This is a genomic window from Salinisphaera sp. SWV1, from assembly GCF_052044155.1.
Taxonomy (GTDB): domain Bacteria; phylum Pseudomonadota; class Gammaproteobacteria; order Nevskiales; family Salinisphaeraceae; genus Salinisphaera.
Genome location: NZ_JBQDYE010000040.1, coordinates 1 through 18,673 on the forward strand (window position 1 = coordinate 1; position 18,673 = coordinate 18,673).

The window sequence follows — 18,673 nt, forward strand, 5'->3', positions numbered from 1 at the left end:
CCAACGGGCAAGCGCCGGCCGACAGCGCGCCGCGCGGTCGAACCACGGTGCGTTCCAGCGAAGCCGAGACGCCGCGCGGCCTGGACCAGCCGGCTGGCGGCGAGGGCGACGCGCCGGGCGCGGACACCGAGATTCCGCCGGCGGCGACCGAGCGTGTCGAAATGGTCGCGCCCGAGCGCACCGAGCAGTCGCAGTTGTTCGTGCTCTACGTCGCGGCCCCCGAGGGGCAGGTGTTCGACGGGCCGAGCATTCACGAAAGCCTGGCGCGGGCCGATCTCAAGTTCGGCCTCAATGACCTGTATCACCGGGTCACCGAAGTTCACGGCGTGACCGAGTCGGTTTTTTGTGTGGCGAACATGCTCAAGCCGGGCACGCTGGATCCGGTCGACCAGGATCAGCTGACCACGCCGGGCCTGACCCTGTTCCTGCTGGTGCCCGCGCCGATCGATGGCCGGCCCGCGATGCGCGACATGATGGAAACCGCGAACCAGCTGGCCACCGACCTCGGCGGGCAGGTGTTCGACGACAACCGCGCCTTGCTCAAGGCGCAGACGGCGCAGTACATACTCGACCAGATCGCCGATATCGATCGTCGGGCTCAGCTCGGTCGCCGGCGCTGATGAGCGAGCCCGTTCCGGCGGCCAAACGCAAGCGCGCCCGGCAGCTCGCCCGGGCGCTGGCCGAGCACAGCCGTGCCTATTACATCGAAGCCGAACCGACCATTTCGGACGCCGAGTACGATCGCCTGTTTCGCGAGCTGGAGGCCCTCGAGGCCGAGTACCCGGCGTTGGTCACGCCCGATTCGCCGACCCAGCGCGTCGGCGCGCCACCGGTGGATGAATTCCAGTCGGTCGAGCATGCGACGCCGATGCTGTCGCTGGCGAACTGCTTCGACGACGAGGAGCTGGCCGAGTTCGATCGGCGTGCCCGCGAAGGGGCCGGCGTGGATGAGCTGGTCTACTGCGCGGAGCCCAAGTTCGACGGCACGGCGCTGAATCTGCGCTTCGAAGCCGGCGTCATGGTGCGTGCCACCACCCGTGGCGACGGCATCACCGGCGAGGATATTACCGCCAACGCCCGCACCATCCGCAATCTGCCGCTGCGCCTGGCCACCGACGAGCCGCCGGCATTCATCGAGATCCGCGGTGAGGTCGTACTTGCCCGCTCGCGTTTCAACGCGCTCAACGCACGGCTGGAAGCACAGGGCCAGAAAACCTTCGTCAACCCACGCAACGCCGCCGCGGGCAGCCTGCGCCAGCTGGACTCGCGCATCACCGCCACGCGGCCGCTGGCGTTCATGGGCTATGGCATCGGCCGGGTTGATGGCGCCGAACTCACCGACAGTCTCTTCGAGCAGCTGCGGTTGCTGTCGGACTGGGGCTTCACCATCAGCCCGTATGTGGATCGCGTCACCGGATTGCAGGGTTGTCGGGCCTACTACGAAGCCATGGCCGCGCGCCGCGCCGATCTGGACGTCGAGATCGACGGCTGTGTGTTCAAGGTCGACGACGGTCCGAGCCGCGACGAGCTGGGTTTCGTCGCCCGCGCGCCGCGCTGGGCGATCGCGCGCAAGTTCCCGGCCGAGGAAGCCACCACCACACTCAACAGTGTCGAGTTCCAGGTCGGGCGGACCGGTGCGCTCACGCCGGTGGCCAAGCTCGAACCGGTATTCGTGGGCGGTGTGACCGTCTCCAACGCCACCCTGCACAACATGGACGAGATCGAGCGCAAGGATATTCATATCGGCGATCGCGTGGTGGTGCGGCGGGCCGGCGACGTGATACCGGAGATCAAGGCCGTCGCCGCGCGCGGTGACCGGGCCACGGCGATCGAGCTGCCGTCGACCTGTCCGGTCTGTGGTTCGGCGGTCGAGCGAGTCGAGGGCGAGGCCGTGGCGCGTTGTACCGGCGGGCTGGTGTGTGCGGCGCAGCGACGCGAGGCACTCAAGCACTTCGCCTCGCGCAATGCGCTCGATATCGAAGGCCTCGGCGAGCGTCAGATCGAGGCCTTCGTCGCCGAGGGGCTGCTGCATTCGCCGGCCGACATCTTTTCGCTGGCCGAACATCGCGACGCCCTGGTCGAACGCGAAGGCTACGGCGAGAAGTCCGTGGCCAATCTGCTGGCCTCGATCGAGGCGGCCAAGCAGACCACGCTGGAGCGCTTCATCTTCGCCCTCGGTATTCGCGAGGTCGGCCAGACCATGGCGCGCGACCTGGCGCGTCACTTCGGCACGCTGGAGGCGCTGAGAACCGAGGCGAAGCGGTATCACCAGCGTCTGGCCGATGTACAGGCGCAACATCCGGACAACAAGGCCGCCCGCGATCGCGCGATGGTCGCCGAGGGCCTGCAGGCGGTGCCGGGCGTCGGCGCGCGCGTGGCACAGTCGATTGCCGACTTCTTCACCGAGCCGCGCAACATCGCGGTGATCGACGCCCTGATCGAGGCCGGTGTGCACTGGCCGACGGTGGATACCGATGCCGCCGCCCAGCCTCTGGCGGGCCAGACCTTCGTGCTGACCGGCAGCATGGCGTCGCTGACGCGCGACCAGGCCAGCGACCGCCTGGAGGCACTCGGTGCCCGTGTGACCTCCAGCGTGTCGAAAAAAACCGATTACGTGGTGGCCGGCGAGCGCGCCGGCAGCAAGCGCGACAAGGCCGAAAAGCTGGGCGTGACGATTCTCGACGAGGCCGGCCTGCGGGCATTGCTCGACGAACACGAGGACAGCGTAGCCAGATAACGCCAGGCGCTTGCCGCTCATCGCGCAAGATCGTAGTCTATCGCGTCGATTCCAACACAGGATGAGCAGGGTGGCGCGAAGCTGGCTCGAGGTCACAACCGGGGAAGTGCAATCGCGGATGGGCGACAACCAGCGTCTGGCCGAGCGGCGCGAGTCCATGGCCGAACAGGCCTGGTCGGCAATCGACGGTTGGGTGGCCGCGGCATTCCAGGCCGCGGGCGAACGGATCGGCCGGCGCGAGTTTCGCGTTGCCGGCGATAGTGAGTATGCCGTCGCCCGATGCGGGATTTACGCCCCGGGTGCCGTCGAGCATGACCCGCGGGTCGCCTTTCACGAAGCCGAATTCGATGCCTACCAGCCACTGGTGGTGCTGCGACGCAAGGTCAACGGCGCGGGCGCGCCGGTCGAAAGCCGCACCCTGCGGGTCAGTGCGCTGGACGAGGCCACCTTGAACGAATTCCTCAGCGGCTGAGCGTACCGCCGCTCCGCCCACGAAGCCGGGACTTCAAGCCGGCATAGATCGCGCCTCCGGGCGCGGGTTCGAAGTAACGTCGGCCGTAGCTGTTGATGCCGCTGTTGTCGAAATATTTCTCGTCGCACAGATTGTCCAGCCCGGCGTAGACGGTCAGGTGATGCGCCCCGGGCGGTACCGTCTTGCCCGCGCGCGCGTTGACCACGGTATGCGGCGCCAGGCACGCAGTATTGGCATCGTTGGCGTAGATCGAGCCGGCCCAGTGAACGCCGAACGCCGAACGCCGAACGGGCGCCGAAACCGCGTATCGACACGCGCAGATTCTGCACGAAATTGGAGCCGTTGTTGGCGTACACGCCCGGCACACGATTCAGCGCCGCGTTGAGCTGGGTCTTGCGTCGGCCCCGGTCGATCGCGTCGTGGCCGATCACGTCTACGGCAGCCGCGGTCGACAGCAGCTCCTGGCCGAGCCGGAAGGCGTTGACCCGGATCGGGGCGAGCACGCGGGTCGGTGCGTTCGCGGTGTCGTTGCCGGCGCCGACGGGCGTCGCCGCCGGGCCGGTCCGGGCATGCGCGGAGGTACCCGCAACCAGCAGACAACCCGTGGCGAGGAGGCGGATGTTCAAGTGCTTTCTCCCTGCGCGCGCCCGCTCCTCCCCCGGGGCGCGTGATGGTTATGGCGATCTTATTGTTCGGGAGGTAGTGCCCGTATCTGCAGTGCGTGGATATCGGTCTGCATGAGATCGCCCAGCGCGTCATAAACCAGTCGATGACGCTGGATGGGGCTCAACCCGGAGAACCTCGGCGACCGGATCGTGACATGAAAATGCCCCAGCCCGGTTGCCGCGCCCGCGTGGCCGACATGCAGGTGGCTGTCGTCGCGGATGGCGATGTCGTCGGTGTCCAGCCCCGTGGCGAGGGCGGCGCGGATACGATGGATGCGATCACTCATGGAAACGGCTTAAAAGACTTTCTTGTACGGGTAGACCGTGGATTCCAGGTACACGCCTTCGGCGTTGTAGGGATCGACTTTCGCCCATTGGCGGGCCGACTCCAGGCTGTCGAAGGCTGCGATGATGATGCTGCCCTGATAACCCTCGGTGATCTTGCCGTAGGCGTCGGTGCGCGGCAGCGGGCCGGCCGTCAGCAGGCGGCCTTCGGCATCCAGATCGCGCAAGCGCTGGCGATGCTCTTCACCGGCCTTGGCCCGACCGTCGGCGCTCTCGGCCACGTCGAAGGAAACGATAGCAAAGTAATCCATGACAATTGGTTCCCGAAACGGGTATGTGAGGCTCATAGTGTGCCGCATGCAGCCGGGCTCGACTATGGGCGATGCCGCCGGGAGTGGTTACACTGGATGTATGAGCGAACTCGTCCACATCCACGCGCAGACCCCGCAGCCCCGCCGTATCGAAAAGGTCGCCAGTGCGCTGCGTGCCGGCCGGGTGATCGCCTATCCCACGGACTCATCCTACGGCCTGGCATGCGCCATGGGCGATCGCAGCGCGATGGAACGTATCCGGCAGATCCGCGGGCTCGATCGCGATCATTTCTTTACCCTGGTGTGTCGCGATCTGTCGGAGATCGCGCATTACGCCAAGGTGGAGAATCCAAGTTTCCGCTTGCTCAAGTCGGCAACGCCCGGGGCCTATACCTTCGTTCTGAAGGCGTCCAAACAGGTGCCGAACTGGCTGGCGCACCCCAAGCGCAAGACGATCGGCATCCGGGTGCCCGGCCATCCGGTCGCGCGTGCGATCGTCGATGCGCTCGGTGAACCCTTCATGACGGTGACCGCGGTCGCCCGCGACGATCGCGCCCTGTCCGAGGCCACCGAGGTACGCGAGGAGTTCGACCGGCAGATCGACCTCGTGGTGGACGGCGGGGCCACCGGCGTCGAACCGACGACCGTGGTCGACCTGACCGAAGACGTGCCTCGGATCCTGCGCCCGGGCAAGGGCAGTGCCGAGGCGATCGGTCTGGACGGGGACGAGACCGCCTGACGCCATGGGCTCGGCGCTTCCGGCGCGGTGCCGTATACTCGCGCGTCCGTCATTCTCGACAGCTGGGAGTAGTAGCTCGTGTCCTCGGCCCATGCCCGACCGGTCGTATTATCCGGTATTCAGCCCTCCGGCGAACTCACGCTGGGCAATTACATTGGCGCGCTCAAGCACTGGGTGAACATGCAGTCGACCCACGATTGCCTGTTCGCGCTGGTCGACATGCACGCGATCACCGTGCGCCAGGACGCGGCCGCGCTGCGTGCTCGCTGCCATGAATTCCTGTGCCTGTATCTGGCCGCCGGCATTGATCCGGACAACGCGACGCTGTTCGTGCAGTCGCACGTGCCGGCGCATGCCCAGCTGGCCTGGCTTTTGAATTGCCATACGTCGATGGGCGAGCTCAACCGCATGACCCAGTTCAAGGACAAGTCGGCCAGGAACGTCGACAATGTCAATGCGGGCCTGTTCGACTATCCGGTGCTCATGGCGGCGGACATCCTGCTGTACCAGGCCGATGCCGTGCCGGTCGGCAACGACCAGAAGCAGCATCTCGAACTGACCCGCAACCTCGCCGAGCGTTTCAATGCGCGCGTGGGTGAGTCCGTGTTCACCGTGCCGGAGCCGTTCATCCCCGAGGTGGGCGCGCGCATCATGAGCCTGGGTGAGCCGAGCGCCAAGATGAGCAAGTCGGACGATGTCGAGGCCAATGTCATCAAGCTGCTCGACCCGCCGAAGAAAGTGGTCAAGAAGATCAAGCGCGCGGTCACCGATTCCGACGGCGAGGTGCGTTTCGACGAGGCGAACAAGCCGGGCGTATCGAATCTGTTGTCGATCTTCTCGGCGGTGACCGATCGTCCGATCGCCGACCTGGAGGCCGACTACGCCGATTCCGGCTATGGCGCGCTCAAGGGTGACCTGGCCGAGGCGGTGGTGGCATTCCTCGAGCCGCTGCAGGCGCGCTATGCGGAATTCGCCGCCGACACCGCCGGGCTGGACGCCATCCTGGCGCGCGGCGCCGCGGCCGCCCGGGAACGGGCCCAACCGACGCTCGATGCCGCGTACGCGGCGACCGGCTTCCTGCCGGGCGCGGCCTGAGGCCGTCCGCCGATCTTGACCGCGACCGCCGCCGATTCGCAGCCGACGCCGGATGATGAAGCCATCCGGGTCGCGGGCGAGCGCTACGAGGCGCTGCCCGAGGATCTGTACATCCCGCCGGACGCGCTGCGCGTGTTTCTGGAGACCTTCGAAGGCCCGCTCGATCTGTTGCTGTACCTGATCCGTCGTCAGAACCTGAACATCCTCGATATTCCGGTGTTCACGATCACCCAGCAGTACATGGCCTATATCGAATTGATGGAGGAAATGGCGATCGAACTGGCCGGCGAGTATCTGCTGATGGCCGCGATGCTGGCCGAGATCAAGTCGCGCATGCTGTTGCCGAAGGCCGAGGACGCGGAAGAAGACGAGGGCGAGGACCCGCGATCCGAGCTGATCCGCCGCCTGGCCGAATACGAACAGTTCAAGGCGGCGGCGGAAAGCCTGGACGACTGCCCGCGCGTCGGGCGCGACATCACGCCCGTGCGGCACGAGCCCGTGGCGATGGCCATCGAGCGGCCGGCACCGGAAACCGATCTGCGTGCGCTGCTCGGCGCGCTGCATGATGTCCTGACGCGGGCGGAGCTGTATTCGCGGCATGTGATCGAGCGCGAGCCGTTGTCGGTGCGCGAGCACATGACGCGGATTCTCGAACGGCTGGATTCGGACCGCCCGGTGGCATTCGTCGCACTGGTTTCGTTGCAGGAAGGGCGGCTGGGCGTCGTTGTGTCGTTTCTGGCGATTCTGGAACTGGCGCGCGAGTCGTTGATCGCGATCGAGCAGGCGGCGCCGTATGCGCCGGTATCGCTGCGCCGCCGGGGGGCGGAATGACCGAATCGAAGCCGTCACCCGAGGCCGGCGCCGCCCGGACGAGCGAGCGCCGCGAGGTCTCCGAGCGGCGGGTGCGCTGTATCGAGGCCTTGTTGCTGGCCGCGGATTCGCCGTTGTCGGTCGACCAGCTCGTGCGCCTGCTCGCGGCCACCGATGCGGTGGACCAGGCCGATGTGCGCACTGCGTTGTCGGCGTTGGCCGGGCGCTATGCCGATTCGGCCGCGGATCTGGTCGAGGTGGCCGGCGGCTGGCGCTTCCAGGTGGGGCCGGACTACGGCGCGCTGGTGGCCCGGCTCTGGGCGGAGCGCCCGCCGAAGCTTTCGCGCGCCATGCTCGAGACGCTGGCGATCATCTGCTACCGCCAGCCGCTGGCGCGTTCCGACATCGAAGCGGTGCGCGGGGTGTCGGTGTCGACCGGCATCATCAAGACCCTGTCCGAGTATGAATGGATCAAGGTGGTCGGCCATCGTGAAGTGCCCGGCCGGCCGGCGCTGTATGCCACCACCCCCCGTTTCCTCGACGATTTCGGCGTGAAACGATTGGCGGATCTGCCGAGCCTGCCCGAGCTCAAGGATGTCGACACGCTCGACGCCGCGGTCGCACGCCTGCGCGGAGACGCCGACGAGGGCGATTCGGGCACGCCGGAGGGGGCATCCGACGCGCCGCCCGACGACCGCGCGGACTTGGAATAAGCCGCGCCGGCACCACGTTACCCGCCACACTTGTTTTTGGTTTGATGCCGCGAAAGCGGTTTGATGATGGACATCTCATGGCAGCCCTGAATACCGAACGCGTCACCAGCGTCAAGCACTGGAACGACTCCCTGTTTTCGTTCACCACGACGCGCGATGCATCCTTGCGCTTCGAAAACGGTCAGTTCGTGATGATCGGCCTGCCGACCGAAAGCGGCAAACCGCTGTTGCGCGCCTACAGCATCGTATCGGCCAACTACGAGGAATACCTCGAGTTCTTCTCGATCAAGGTGCCGGATGGGCCGCTGACCTCGCGCCTGCAGCATCTCAAGGTCGACGATGAAGTATTCGTGTCGACCAAGCCGACCGGTACGCTGCTGATTACCGACCTGCATCCGGGGCGCAATCTGTATCTGTTGTCGACCGGCACCGGTCTGGCGCCGTTTTTGTCGGTCGTGCGCGATCCGGAGACCTACGAGCGCTTCGAGCGGGTGATCGTGGTGCACGGGGTGCGCTACATCGAGGATCTGGCCTACGACGAGCTGCTCAAGAACGACCTGCCCAACGACGAGATCCTGGGCGAACTCATCCAGGGTCGGTTGTTGTACTACCCGGTCGTCAGCCGCGAGCCGTTCCGCAACCAGGGGCGGCTGACCACGCTGCTCGACAACGGCCGGATGACCCGCGATCTGGGCCTCGAGCCGCTCGATCCCGAGCGCGACCGCGCCATGATCTGCGGCAGCCCGGGTATGCTGGACGACACCGCGAAGCTGCTCGACGATCGCGGCTTCACGGTATCGCCGCATATCGGCAAACCCGGCGAGTACGTGATTGAACGTGCCTTCGTCGAGAAATAACCGCAGCATCGGATCCAATCATGGCTGATCGCATACAGAAAGTGCTGGCGCACGCCGGCTACGGTTCGCGGCGCGAACTCGAGCGCGCGATCGCCGAGGGCCGCGTCAAGATCAATGAGCGCGTGGCGACGCTCGGCGATACGCTCGCGGCGGGCGATAGCGTGCGACTGGACGGCAGGCCGCTCAATCTGGCGAAGCGCGGCGAGGTCCCGGTTCGTGTTCTCGCCTACAAGAAGCACATCGACCAGGTCGTGACCCGTCGCGATCCGGAAGGGCGGGCCACGGTCTTTCGCAAGCTGCCCAAGCTCGACGCGGGACGCTGGCTCGCCGTCGGCCGGCTCGATGTCAATACCTCGGGCCTGTTGTTGCTTACCACCGACGGCGAATTGAAGCGGCGGCTGGAGCATCCGTCGTACGAAATCGTGCGCACTTACGCCGTTCGTGTGCGCGGCAATGTGGATCAGGCGATGCTCGACCGGCTGGTCGAGGGGGTGCAGCTCGAAGACGGCATCGCGCGCTTCGACTCGATCCGCGAGGGCGACGATGCCCATCGCGCCAACCGTTGGTTCGAGGTCACCGTGCGCCAGGGGCGCAACCGCGTCGTGCGCCGTCTCTGGGACAGCCAGGGCGTGACCGTCTCACGCCTCATGCGTACCGGTTTCGGCCCGATTCCGTTGCCCACCGGGGTCAAGGCCGGCAGCTACCGCGAACTGGATAAAAAGGAAGTCAGCGCGCTGGCCAGGTTGGTCGATCTCAAACGTTAGAGCGTGCTTCTATTGTTGTAAGGCATTTATCCGCAGATCAACGCAGATTGACGCAGATGTTATGTCAGCATTCACCGGCTTCGATACGCGTTCATGGCCGTACATTTTTCGGTACGCCGCGGGGCGGGGACAGAGGAAAATGCGCTAGTCAGCGCCCTGCGGCGTTGCGCAGCTTGGTCTTGGCGTGACCAAGGCTGGCGCCAAGCGCGTTGCGGGAGCACGATTGCGGGCGGCAACGCGACTCTGTCGGATCGTGTGAGTGAGCCCTGGCGGCACGAGCCGATGCCTTTTGGAATGATTGGCGTGCCGGATCGCAATCCGTTCGTCAATGAATGCCAGTCGAGTTCAGCGCATGTGCGCTTTCTTGATCGGCGTGAATCTGCGTTGATCTGCGGATATAAATGTCTTCACAAGAGAAGAAATCGTCGGGCGCGGCCGGTACGATCCCGACCGCCGCCGCCATCGTGGATTTCCACGATCGCCTGGCCGCGGCCTATGGGCCGCAACACTGGTGGCCGACCCAGGACCGGGCCAATCCACGCTTCGAAATCCTGGTCGGCGCTGTGCTCACCCAGCACACGGCCTGGACCAACGTCGAGATCGCCATCGCCGCGCTGCGCGAAGCCGGTGCGCTGACGCCCGAGGCGATCCTGGCGCACGATGAACTGCCGGGCCTGATCCGGCGGGCCGGCCCGCACCGGATCAAGGCCGAGCGGCTGCGCTCGTTGTGTCGCTGGTTCGTGGCACGCGGTGGTTTTGCCGCGATCGAGGTGCTGGATACGGCCACCCTCTGCCGCGAACTACGCGCATTGCACGGCATCGGCCCGGAAACCGCCGACGTGATCGCGCTCTATGCCTTCGACCGGCCACGCTTTATCGCCGATGCGTATGCGTTTCGAATCCTCGAGCGCTACGGGCTGTGGCAGGGGCCGCGGCGCTACGAACGGCTGCGCGCGTCGATCGAGACGGCCGTAGGAGCACGTGCCACCGCCGCGTTCTGCGACGAGTTGCACGCGCTGATCGTGGCCCACGCCAAGCAGCGCTGCCACAAGCGGGCACCGGACTGCGCGCGCTGTGTGCTGGCGCTGACCTGTGCGCACGGCCGCCAACAGGCCGGCGATACGCCGGACCCGGTTCGGTGACAATCAGGCGGCGGCCTGCAGTCGCTGAATCGCCTCCCACAGTTCGGCCGGCGTAGCGACCACGGCATCGGCTTGCCACTGCGCGATATCGTCATCCAGCGGCACATAGCCGTAGCTGGCCGCGATCGTCGGCATGCCGGCCGCGCGTCCGGCCAGGATGTCGCGATCCGAGTCGCCGACGTAGACCGAATGCGACGGCTCGACGCCCATGCGCTCGCAGGCCAGCAGGATCGGCCGCGGATCGGGCTTGGATACGCCCGCCGTGTCGCCGCCGATGACGCACCCGGGGGCCGGGTCGAAGGCGGTGTGTTCGATCAATGGCACCGCCAGCGCCTCGATCTTGTTGGTGACCACGCCCCAGGCCAGATCCGCGGCACCCAGGCGCGCGACCAGCTCGCGGATGCCGTCGTAGGGGTGGCTCTCCTGCGTCATGCGTTGGCGATAGCGCGCGATGAAGCGATCGTAGGCCTCGCGATACCCGGCATCTGCCGGCGTGAGGTCGAAGCCGCGGCCCAGCAGGCCGCGTCCGCCGTAGGAGCAGTAGGGGGCGAGCACGTCTTCCGGCATCGGGTCCAGGCCGTCGGCACGGCGCATGTCGTTGAGCGCGCCGACCAGGTCGGGCGCGGTATGCATCAGCGTCCCGTCCAGATCGAACAGCACACTGCGTTGGCCGGCCGAGATCAAGAGGCGTCCCCGTTGCGGCGTGCGTGCACGAAGTAGTTCACATCCGGCCGCGCGCCGAGGGCCGCGTGGCGGGTCAGCGGGTTGTAACGCATGCCGCTGATGTCGACCACGTCGAGGCCGGCGTGCCGGCAGTACGCCGACAGTTCGGCGGGCCTGATCAGCTTGGCGTATTCATGGGTGCCGCGTGGCAACAGGCCGAGCACATACTCGGCGCCACCGATCGCGAGCGCCCAGGCCTTCGGCGTGCGATTGATGGTGGAGAAGAAGGTATGGCCGCCAGCTGCCGTCAGCCGGGCGCAGTCGTCGACCACATACGCGGGTTCGTCGACGTGCTCGAGCATTTCGTAGGCGACCACGATGTCGAACGCACCGGCGAGTTCGGCCGCGAGATCACGGCTCGAGACCACGCGATAATCGATGTCCAGCCGCGATTGCTCGGCATGGCGCCGCGCCGCTTCCACCGCCTGTTGCGCCAGATCGATCCCGGTGACGCGTGCGCCGCGCGCGGCCATGGCCTCGGCGAGCAGACCGGCACCGCAGCCGACATCGAGCACGCGCTTGCCCGCAAGGCCGCCGGCCCGGTGCTCGATATAGGCCGTGCGCAGCGGGTTGATGTCGTGCAGCGGCCGCATGTGGCCGCTCGGGTCCCACCAGTCGGCGGCCATGGCGTCGAACTTATCCAGTTCGGCTTGCTGATTACTCGGCATGACGATCATTCTCCGGTTGGGCGCGGAATGCGGCCAGTTTATCGGCCCAGGCGTCGGCGCGGTGCATGAGGTCGTCGATATCCAGCGTGGTCAGCTGGCGGTCGCGCATCAGGGCGCGGCCCGCGACCCAGGTGTCGGTGACCTGCTGGCGGTTCGCGCTGTAGACCAGGGCGGCGATGGGGTCGAATACCGGCCGCGTCTCCAGCTCGCCGAGATCGATGGCGGCCAGATCGGCGGCCTTGCCGACCTCGATCGAGCCGGTGCGGTCGGCGATGCCGAGCGCTCTCGCGCCGGCGATCGTGGCCATTTCCAGCACGGCGTCGGCCGAGACGGCGGCGGCATCGTTGCCGGCCACCTTGCCGATCAGCGCGGCGGTGCGCATTTCGCCGATCATGTCGAGATCGTTGTTGGAGGCCGCGCCGTCAGTTCCCAGCGCCACGTTGACGCCGGCATCGCGCAGTTTTTGCACCGGGGCCAGGCCGCTGGCGAGCTTGAGGTTGGATTCCGGCGAATGAATCACGTGCACGCCGGCCGCGGCACAGCGCTCGATCTCGGCCGCGGTGAGCTGAGTCATGTGCACGGCCAGCAGATTCGGCGTGAGCAGGCCGAGCGCATCGAGACGCGCGAGCGGCCGCTGGCCGTGCTCGGCCACGGCGCTGTCGACCTCGAATGCGGTTTCGTGAATGTGCATGTGTACCCGTACGTCCATTTCGTCGGCGTAGGTGCGCATCTTGGCCAGCGGCCCGTCGGACACGGTGTAGGGCGCGTGCGGGGCGAACGGGGTGATGATGCGCTCGTGGTGGCGCCAGGCGTCGTGCACGGCCAGGCCCTTGTCGACATACTCATCCGGCGTGGCCGCCCAGACCGTGGGGAAATCGATCAGGATCATGCCGATGGCCGCACGCATCCCGGCGCGGTCGACATGCTCGGCCACGACATCGGGGAAGAAATACATGTCGTTGAAGCAGGTCGTGCCGCCGCGGATCATTTCCGCCATGGCCAGATCGGTGCCGTCGGCGACGAATACCTTCGACATGAATTCCGATTCCAGCGGCCAGATATGCTGCTGCAGCCAGGGCATCAGCGGGAGATCGTTGGCCACCCCGCGCATCAGATTCATCGCCGCATGCGTGTGGGCATTGATGAAGCCGGGCACCAGCAGATGACGCCCACGCTCGATTACTTCCGCGTCCGGATAGGCGGGCCCGGCCTGCTCGCGTGGCAGGATAGCCGCGATGCGGCCCTGGCTGACCACTACGGCATGATTTTCGAGCCATCGATGCGTGCCATCGACAGGGGCGATCCAGCGGGCGTGAATGATGGTTTCGGACAAGATCTTGCCTCGCTTCGGGCGATGAATGAGCGGCCATTCGGCGGCGCGGGGCGCCGGCGCGCCGATGCTACCGGACGGGCCGCATCCCGGACAGCGTCGCGGCCGGCCAATGGCAATGGCTGTGGTATCATATCGCGCTTCGCGCAGAGGTCTTTCGGGCCCGGTCGACAGGCAGGTTTCGGGAGCTTTCCGATACTGCCGGCCGACCGCGACTGCGCGCCGGATCGCCAACTTGAACTAGCCTATGGCCGACGTCGCAAAAGAGATCCTTTCGATCAACCTGGAAGACGAGATGCGCCAGTCGTATCTCGACTATGCGATGAGCGTGATCGTCGGGCGTGCGCTGCCCGATGTGCGCGACGGCCTCAAGCCGGTGCATCGTCGCGTGCTCTACGCGATGCAGGAGTTGTCCAACGACTGGAACCGGCCGTACAAGAAGTCCGCCCGCGTGGTCGGCGACGTGATCGGTAAATATCATCCGCACGGCGACTCGGCGGTCTACGACACGATCGTTCGCATGGCGCAGGATTTCTCCATGCGTTACGTGCTGGTCGACGGCCAGGGCAACTTCGGCTCGGTCGACGGCGACGCGCCGGCGGCGATGCGCTACACCGAAGTGCGCATGTCGAAGCTCGCCCACGAGCTGCTGGCCGACATCGGCAAGGACACCGTCGATTTCATTCCGAATTACGACGAGTCGGAATCAGAGCCGGCGGTGCTACCGACCCGGCTGCCGAACCTGCTGGTCAACGGCGGCACCGGCATCGCCGTGGGCATGGCGACCAACATCCCGCCGCACAACATCCGCGAGATCATCAACGCCTGCCTGGCGGTGATGGATAACGAAGACGTGACCATCGCCGAGCTGATGGCACACGTCCCGGGCCCGGATTTCCCCACCTCGGGCATCATCAATGGCGCCTCGGGCATTCGCGAGGCCTACGAGACCGGCCGCGGGCGGATCTATACCCGGGCACGGGCGCATTTCGAGGATGTCGACGAACGCGGCAAGCAGGCGATCGTGGTCACCGAGCTGCCGTACCAGGTGAACAAGGCGCGGCTGCTGGAAAAGATCGCCGAGCTGGTCAAGGAAAAACGCGTCGAGGGCATCACCGAGCTGCGCGACGAGTCCGACAAGGACGGCATGCGCATGGTGATCGAGCTGCGCCGCGGGGAAACCCCCGAGGTGGTGCTCAACAATCTGTATCGTCATTCGCAGATGCAGACCGTGTTCGGCATCAACATGGTCGCGCTCGACGACGGCCAGCCGCGCACGCTCAACCTCAAGCAGATGCTGGAAGCCTTCATCCGGCACCGGCGCGAGGTCGTCACCCGGCGCACCCAGTACGAACTGGCCAAGGCGCGTGCGCGGGCGCATGTGCTGGAAGGGCTGACTGTCGCGCTGGCCAATATCGACGAAGTGATCGCCCTGATCCGGGCCTCCTCCGGCCCGGCCGAGGCCCGCGAAGGGTTGATGGGGCGCGAATGGGCGCCCGGACAGGTCAACGCCATGCTCGAGCGCGCCGGTGCCGATGCCTCGCGCCCGATCGATCTGTCGCGCCACTACGGGCTGCAGGACTCCGGCCGCTACCGGCTCACCGAAACCCAGGCCCAGGCGATCCTCGATCTGCGTCTGCATCGGCTGACCGGGCTCGAGCAGGACAAGATCGTCGAGGAGTTCGAGAAGCTGCTCGCCGACATCGCCGATTATCTTGAGATCCTGTCGTCGATGGCGCGCCTGTTCGAGGTCATTCGCGACGAACTGGTCGCCGTACGCGACGAATACGGCGATGAGCGCAAGACCCAGATCCTGGATGATCATCTGGATCTGACCACCGCCGATCTGATCTCGCCCGAGGATGTGGTCGTCACACTGACGCACGAAGGCTATGTCAAGAGCCAGCCGCTGGACGACTATCGCGCCCAGCGCCGCGGCGGCCGCGGCAAGTCGGCGACCAAGACCAAGGACGCCGACTTCATCGAGAAACTGTGGGTAACCCACACCCACGACACGCTGCTGTGCTTTTCGTCGCACGGCAAGGCGTACTGGCTCAAGGTGTACGAGTTGCCCAGTGCCGGCCGCGGCGCGCGCGGCAAGCCGATCGTGAACCTGCTGCCGCTGGAGTCCGGCGAGCGCATTTCCGAAGTGCTGCCGATCAAGGATTTCAGCACCGACGAGAACGTGTTCTTCGCCACCCGCAACGGCACGGTCAAGAAGACCGCGCTGGAGCAGTTCTCGCGGCCGCGCACCAACGGGATTATCGCCATCGATCTGCGCGACGACGACGCCCTGGTCGGCGTCGACCGGACCGGCGGGCAGGATACGGTGATGTTGTTCACCTCGGCCGGCAAGGTCATTCGCTTCGCCGAGGCGGACGTACGCCAGATGGGCCGCAACGCCGCCGGTGTGCGCGGCATCCGCCTGCCCGAGGACGACGAATCCGCGGCCGTGATTGGCCTGATCGTCGTGCGCGACGGCGAGATTCTCACCGTCACCGAACACGGCTACGGCAAGCGCACGCCGGTGGACGACTATCCGCTGCGCGGCCGGGGCGGCCAGGGCGTGCTCGCGCTCAAGCAATCGGACAAGACGGGTGCGGTGGTCGGCGCCACCCAGGTGTCCGAAGACGACGAGATCATGCTCATTTCCAACATGGGGACGCTCATTCGAACGGCGGTCTCCGAGATCTCCGTGCTGGGCCGCAATACCCAGGGCGTACGTATTATTCGAGTGGCCGACGATCAGCGCCTGGTCGGCGTGGATCGCATTGCGGTCGAGGACGCGGACGACGAAGCCGCGCCCGGCGACGGCGACGGCGAGACCGAGGCCCCCGAAGCGCCCGACGAGAATTGATGTCGGCGGGCGCGCCCGCTTTGTTTTCCACGAGGAGTGGTTTCATGTCACGTGTGTATAACTTCAGCGCAGGTCCCGCGACCCTGCCGGTCGAAGTGCTGGAAAAAGCCCAGGCCGAGATGCTCGACTGGAAGGGCACCGGCATGTCCGTGATGGAAATGAGCCATCGCGGCCCGGCCTTCGTATCGATTGCCGAGGATGCGACCGCGCGGCTGCGCCGTCTGCTCGATGTGCCGGATGATTACAGCGTGCTGTTCCTGCAGGGCGGGGCGGCCGGCCAGTTCGCCGGCGTGCCACTGAATCTGATGGGCGAGCAGCATACGGCCGATTACGTCGTCACCGGCAACTGGGGCAAGAAGGCCATCAAGGAAGCCGGCAAGTACGGCGAGGCCAACCTCGCCGCCTCCGGCGAGGCCGACGGGTTCACCTCGATCCCGGCGGTTTCGGGCTGGAACCTGTCCTCGAACGCGGCCTATCTGCATTTCACCCCGAACGAGACCATCCAGGGCGTGGAATTCCAGCAGGTGCCGGACGTCGGTGACGCGCCGCTGGTCGCGGACATGTCGTCGAACTTCCTGTCGCGCCCCGTGGACGTATCCAGATACGGCGTGATCTATGCCGGTGCCCAGAAGAACGCGGGCCCTGCCGGCATCACGATGGTGATCGTGCGCAACGATCTGCTGGAACAGGCGCAGGCATCGTGCCCGATGGTGCTCAACTACAAGCAGCAGCGCGACGCCGATTCCATGCTCAACACGCCGGCCTGCTATGCCTGGTACATCTGCGGCCTGACCTTCGAGTGGCTGGAGAACCAGGGCGGCCTGGAAGCGATCGAGAAGCTCAATATCCGCAAGTCGTCCAAGCTCTACGACTACATCGACACCTCGGACTTCTACTCCAACCCGGTGGACCCGGCCGTGCGTTCGCGCATGAACGTGCCGTTCCTGCTGGCCGACGATACCCTGAACAAGCAGTTCCTGGCCGAAGCCGAGGCGGCCGGTCTGTCGACGCTCAAGGGGCATCGCTCGGTTGGCGGCATGCGCGCATCGATCTATAACGCGATGCCGGAAGCCGGTGTGGATGCCTTGATCGATTTCATGGATACGTTTGCCCGGACCAACGGTTAGCCCGGGACGATGACCCGGGCCGTGCACCGGCCCGGGCGTCGTCGCCGGCACCGCCCGGGATGCCCTCGGTACAGGCCGGCGGCCCCTGACCGCGGCCCTTGGGGCCCCGTTTCCAGGATTGCCTTCAACAAGGATTGTCATGAGCCTGAAGATTCAAACCCTCAACAGCATTTCTGCCCGTGGCCTCGACAAGCTGCCGCGCGAGATCTACGAAGTGGCGTCGGAAATGAGCGAGCCGGATGCCATCATCCTGCGCTCGGCCAACATGCACGACATGGACATTCCGGCCTCCGTACGCGCCATCGGGCGCGCCGGTGCCGGCGTGAACAATATTCCCATCGACCGGATGACCGAGCGCGGCGTGCCCGTGTTCAATGCGCCCGGCGCGAATGCGAATGCGGTCAAGGAACTGGTGCTGTCCGGCATGCTCCTGTCGGCACGCAACATTCTCGGCGCCTGGCGCTATGTCGAGGCGCTCACCTCGACCGGCGAGGATCTCAAGAAAGAGGTTGAAGCCGGCAAGAAGAAGTTCAAGGGCGTCGAGTTGCCGGGACGTACGCTGGGGGTGGTCGGCCTTGGCGCGGTGGGTGTGAACGTCGCCAATGCGGCGCAGGCGCTTGGCATGGATGTCTCCGGTTTCGATCCGGGCATCACCATCAACAATGCCTGGCGCCTGAGTGCCGGCGTGGCCGAGGCCCTGTCGGTGGACGACCTGATGTCCGGCTCGGAATTCGTCAGCCTGCACGTGCCGCTGGTCGAAGGAACGCGCGCGCTGGTCAATGCCGAACGGCTCAAGCTGATGCCCCGGGGCGCGGTGTTGTTGAACTTCTCGCGTGCCGAGATCGTCGATGAAGACGCGGTGCTCGCGTCGCTGGCCGAAGGCCATCTCAAGTACTACGTCTGCGATTTTCCGTCCGAGAAGCTGCGGGCCCACGATCAGGTGATCACGCTGCCGCACCTGGGCGCCTCCACCGACGAGGCCGAGGACAACAGCGCCATCATGATCGCCGACCAGCTGCGTGACTGGCTGGAGGTGGGCAATATCCGTAACTCGGTGAATTTCCCCGAGGCGATCATGCCGCCGACGGCGAACGCGCACCGTATCGTGGTGATCAACAAGAACCAGCCGAACATGGTCGGTCAGATCACCTCCGCGCTGGCACGCCACAACCACAACATTGCCGACCTGCTGAACAAGTCGAAGGGCGAGATCGCCTTGTCGATGGTGGATGTCGATGCCGACGTGGCTCAGGCCGCGCTGGACGAGCTGGCGGATATCTCCGGCGTGCTCTGCGTGCGCTATCTGGGCGCGATCGGTCGCAACGCCGGCTGACCCCGTGCCCGTTGCGGGCCGCGCTCGGCGCGGCGCGCAATCCAT

At 66.0% G+C, this 18,673-nt stretch carries 19 protein-coding genes and 1 pseudogene; 13 read left to right on the forward strand and 7 right to left on the reverse strand.

The features are described from left to right. The 3 genes from zipA to ACS8YF_RS16235 all read left to right on the forward strand — a co-directional run. Positions 1-620, forward strand: a 620-nt coding sequence (zipA, locus tag ACS8YF_RS16225) for a cell division protein ZipA (RefSeq protein ID WP_440851191.1), incomplete at its 5' end; no start/stop codon positions are given. Beyond that, on the forward strand, positions 620-2,737 hold the full coding sequence (gene ligA / locus ACS8YF_RS16230; RefSeq protein ID WP_440851192.1) for an NAD-dependent DNA ligase LigA: 2,118 nt from the start codon (positions 620-622) through the stop codon (positions 2,735-2,737). The genes zipA and ligA, both read left to right, overlap by 1 nt. Positions 2,738-2,807: 70 nt before the next feature. Beyond that, positions 2,808-3,209, forward strand: coding sequence for a hypothetical protein (locus ACS8YF_RS16235; RefSeq protein ID WP_440851193.1), 402 nt, complete (start codon positions 2,808-2,810; stop codon positions 3,207-3,209). Here the strand turns inward: ACS8YF_RS16235 and ACS8YF_RS16240 are convergent. The 4 genes and pseudogenes from ACS8YF_RS16240 to ACS8YF_RS16255 all read right to left on the reverse strand — a co-directional run bounded on the left by ACS8YF_RS16240 (position 3,199) and on the right by ACS8YF_RS16255 (position 4,470). After that, on the reverse strand, positions 3,199-3,414 hold the full coding sequence (locus tag ACS8YF_RS16240) for a hypothetical protein (RefSeq protein WP_440851225.1): 216 nt from the start codon (positions 3,412-3,414) through the stop codon (positions 3,199-3,201). The genes ACS8YF_RS16235 and ACS8YF_RS16240 overlap by 11 nt on opposite strands. A gap of 94 nt (positions 3,415-3,508) precedes the next feature. After that, positions 3,509-3,712 (reverse strand): annotated as a pseudogene (locus ACS8YF_RS16245) (TonB-dependent receptor plug domain-containing protein); the annotation flags it as partial. Positions 3,713-3,894: 182 nt separating this feature from the next. Further along, the gene (locus tag ACS8YF_RS16250) at positions 3,895-4,161 is read right to left on the reverse strand and encodes a BolA family protein (protein WP_440851194.1); all 267 of its coding nucleotides are present in this window, start codon (positions 4,159-4,161) and stop codon (positions 3,895-3,897) included. A 9-nt stretch (positions 4,162-4,170) separates the two neighbouring features. Further along, on the reverse strand, positions 4,171-4,470 hold the full coding sequence (locus tag ACS8YF_RS16255) for a YciI family protein (RefSeq protein WP_440851195.1): 300 nt from the start codon (positions 4,468-4,470) through the stop codon (positions 4,171-4,173). 100 nt (positions 4,471-4,570) lie between these two features. On the opposite strand from ACS8YF_RS16255, the gene ACS8YF_RS16260 reads away from it, so the two are divergent. From ACS8YF_RS16260 to ACS8YF_RS16290, 7 genes are all read left to right on the forward strand, one after another. Next, positions 4,571-5,209, forward strand: a complete 639-nt coding sequence (locus tag ACS8YF_RS16260) for an L-threonylcarbamoyladenylate synthase (protein WP_440851196.1) — start codon at positions 4,571-4,573, stop codon at positions 5,207-5,209. A 78-nt stretch (positions 5,210-5,287) separates the two neighbouring features. After that, positions 5,288-6,304, forward strand: a complete 1,017-nt coding sequence (gene trpS / locus ACS8YF_RS16265; RefSeq protein WP_440851197.1) for a tryptophan--tRNA ligase — start codon at positions 5,288-5,290, stop codon at positions 6,302-6,304. Between the two features lie 15 nt (positions 6,305-6,319). After that, positions 6,320-7,135, forward strand: coding sequence for a segregation and condensation protein A (locus ACS8YF_RS16270; protein ID WP_440851198.1), 816 nt, complete (start codon positions 6,320-6,322; stop codon positions 7,133-7,135). Beyond that, positions 7,132-7,827, forward strand: coding sequence for an SMC-Scp complex subunit ScpB (gene scpB / locus ACS8YF_RS16275; protein WP_440851199.1), 696 nt, complete (start codon positions 7,132-7,134; stop codon positions 7,825-7,827). Before ACS8YF_RS16270 ends, scpB begins: the two co-directional genes overlap by 4 nt. 77 nt (positions 7,828-7,904) lie before the next feature. After that, positions 7,905-8,684, forward strand: a complete 780-nt coding sequence (locus tag ACS8YF_RS16280) for a ferredoxin--NADP reductase (protein WP_440851200.1) — start codon at positions 7,905-7,907, stop codon at positions 8,682-8,684. A gap of 20 nt (positions 8,685-8,704) precedes the next feature. Next, complete coding sequence (locus ACS8YF_RS16285) at positions 8,705-9,448, forward strand: pseudouridine synthase (RefSeq protein ID WP_440851201.1); 744 nt, start codon at positions 8,705-8,707, stop codon at positions 9,446-9,448. 401 nt (positions 9,449-9,849) lie between these two features. Continuing rightward, positions 9,850-10,590 carry an endonuclease III domain-containing protein gene (locus tag ACS8YF_RS16290; protein WP_440851202.1) on the forward strand — a complete coding sequence of 247 codons (741 nt, stop codon included), beginning with the start codon at positions 9,850-9,852 and terminating at the stop codon, positions 10,588-10,590. Between the two features lie 3 nt (positions 10,591-10,593). On the opposite strand, the gene ACS8YF_RS16295 is transcribed toward ACS8YF_RS16290, so the two are convergent. Genes ACS8YF_RS16295 through ACS8YF_RS16305 form a run of 3 tightly spaced genes read right to left on the reverse strand, consistent with a single transcriptional unit; the run spans position 10,594 to position 13,317 of the window. Further along, a complete protein-coding gene (locus ACS8YF_RS16295) occupies positions 10,594-11,274 on the reverse strand; it encodes an HAD family hydrolase (protein ID WP_440851203.1) in 681 nt (226 codons plus the stop codon). Beyond that, positions 11,271-11,981 (reverse strand): bifunctional 2-polyprenyl-6-hydroxyphenol methylase/3-demethylubiquinol 3-O-methyltransferase UbiG, encoded by a 711-nt coding sequence (gene ubiG / locus ACS8YF_RS16300; RefSeq protein WP_440851204.1) that lies wholly within the window; start codon positions 11,979-11,981, stop codon positions 11,271-11,273. The genes ACS8YF_RS16295 and ubiG overlap by 4 nt, the downstream gene beginning before the upstream one ends. Beyond that, positions 11,971-13,317 carry a TRZ/ATZ family hydrolase gene (locus ACS8YF_RS16305; RefSeq protein ID WP_440851224.1) on the reverse strand — a complete coding sequence of 449 codons (1,347 nt, stop codon included), beginning with the start codon at positions 13,315-13,317 and terminating at the stop codon, positions 11,971-11,973. The genes ubiG and ACS8YF_RS16305 overlap by 11 nt, the downstream gene beginning before the upstream one ends. 241 nt (positions 13,318-13,558) lie before the next feature. Here ACS8YF_RS16305 and gyrA point away from each other — a divergent pair, with 241 nt between their 5' ends. The 3 genes from gyrA (at position 13,559) to ACS8YF_RS16320 (ending at position 18,628) form a co-directional block, all read left to right on the forward strand. Continuing rightward, entirely contained in the window at positions 13,559-16,168 is a 2,610-nt protein-coding gene (gyrA, locus tag ACS8YF_RS16310) for a DNA gyrase subunit A (protein ID WP_440851205.1), read from the forward strand. Between the two features lie 44 nt (positions 16,169-16,212). After that, a complete protein-coding gene (gene serC / locus ACS8YF_RS16315) occupies positions 16,213-17,295 on the forward strand; it encodes a 3-phosphoserine/phosphohydroxythreonine transaminase (protein WP_440851206.1) in 1,083 nt (360 codons plus the stop codon). A gap of 139 nt (positions 17,296-17,434) precedes the next feature. After that, entirely contained in the window at positions 17,435-18,628 is a 1,194-nt protein-coding gene (locus ACS8YF_RS16320) for a phosphoglycerate dehydrogenase (protein ID WP_440851207.1), read from the forward strand. Positions 18,629-18,673: the final 45 nt, after the last annotated feature.

Bases quoted from the DNA above. Each gene is read 5' to 3' on its own strand.
- ligA (WP_440851192.1), top strand. From the start codon at position 620: ATGAGCGAGCCCGTTCCGGCGGCCAAACGCAAGCGCGCCCGGCAGCTC.
- scpB (WP_440851199.1), top strand. From the start codon at position 7,132: ATGACCGAATCGAAGCCGTCACCCGAGGCCGGCGCCGCCCGGACGAGC.
- ACS8YF_RS16255 (WP_440851195.1), bottom strand. From the start codon at position 4,470: ATGGATTACTTTGCTATCGTTTCCTTCGACGTGGCCGAGAGCGCCGAC.
- ACS8YF_RS16285 (WP_440851201.1), top strand. From the start codon at position 8,705: ATGGCTGATCGCATACAGAAAGTGCTGGCGCACGCCGGCTACGGTTCG.
- ACS8YF_RS16290 (WP_440851202.1), top strand. From the start codon at position 9,850: ATGTCTTCACAAGAGAAGAAATCGTCGGGCGCGGCCGGTACGATCCCG.
- ACS8YF_RS16250 (WP_440851194.1), bottom strand. From the start codon at position 4,161: ATGAGTGATCGCATCCATCGTATCCGCGCCGCCCTCGCCACGGGGCTG.
- ACS8YF_RS16320 (WP_440851207.1), top strand. From the start codon at position 17,435: ATGAGCCTGAAGATTCAAACCCTCAACAGCATTTCTGCCCGTGGCCTC.
- ubiG (WP_440851204.1), bottom strand. From the start codon at position 11,981: ATGCCGAGTAATCAGCAAGCCGAACTGGATAAGTTCGACGCCATGGCC.
- serC (WP_440851206.1), top strand. From the start codon at position 16,213: ATGTCACGTGTGTATAACTTCAGCGCAGGTCCCGCGACCCTGCCGGTC.
- ACS8YF_RS16280 (WP_440851200.1), top strand. From the start codon at position 7,905: ATGGCAGCCCTGAATACCGAACGCGTCACCAGCGTCAAGCACTGGAAC.
- ACS8YF_RS16260 (WP_440851196.1), top strand. From the start codon at position 4,571: ATGAGCGAACTCGTCCACATCCACGCGCAGACCCCGCAGCCCCGCCGT.
- gyrA (WP_440851205.1), top strand. From the start codon at position 13,559: ATGGCCGACGTCGCAAAAGAGATCCTTTCGATCAACCTGGAAGACGAG.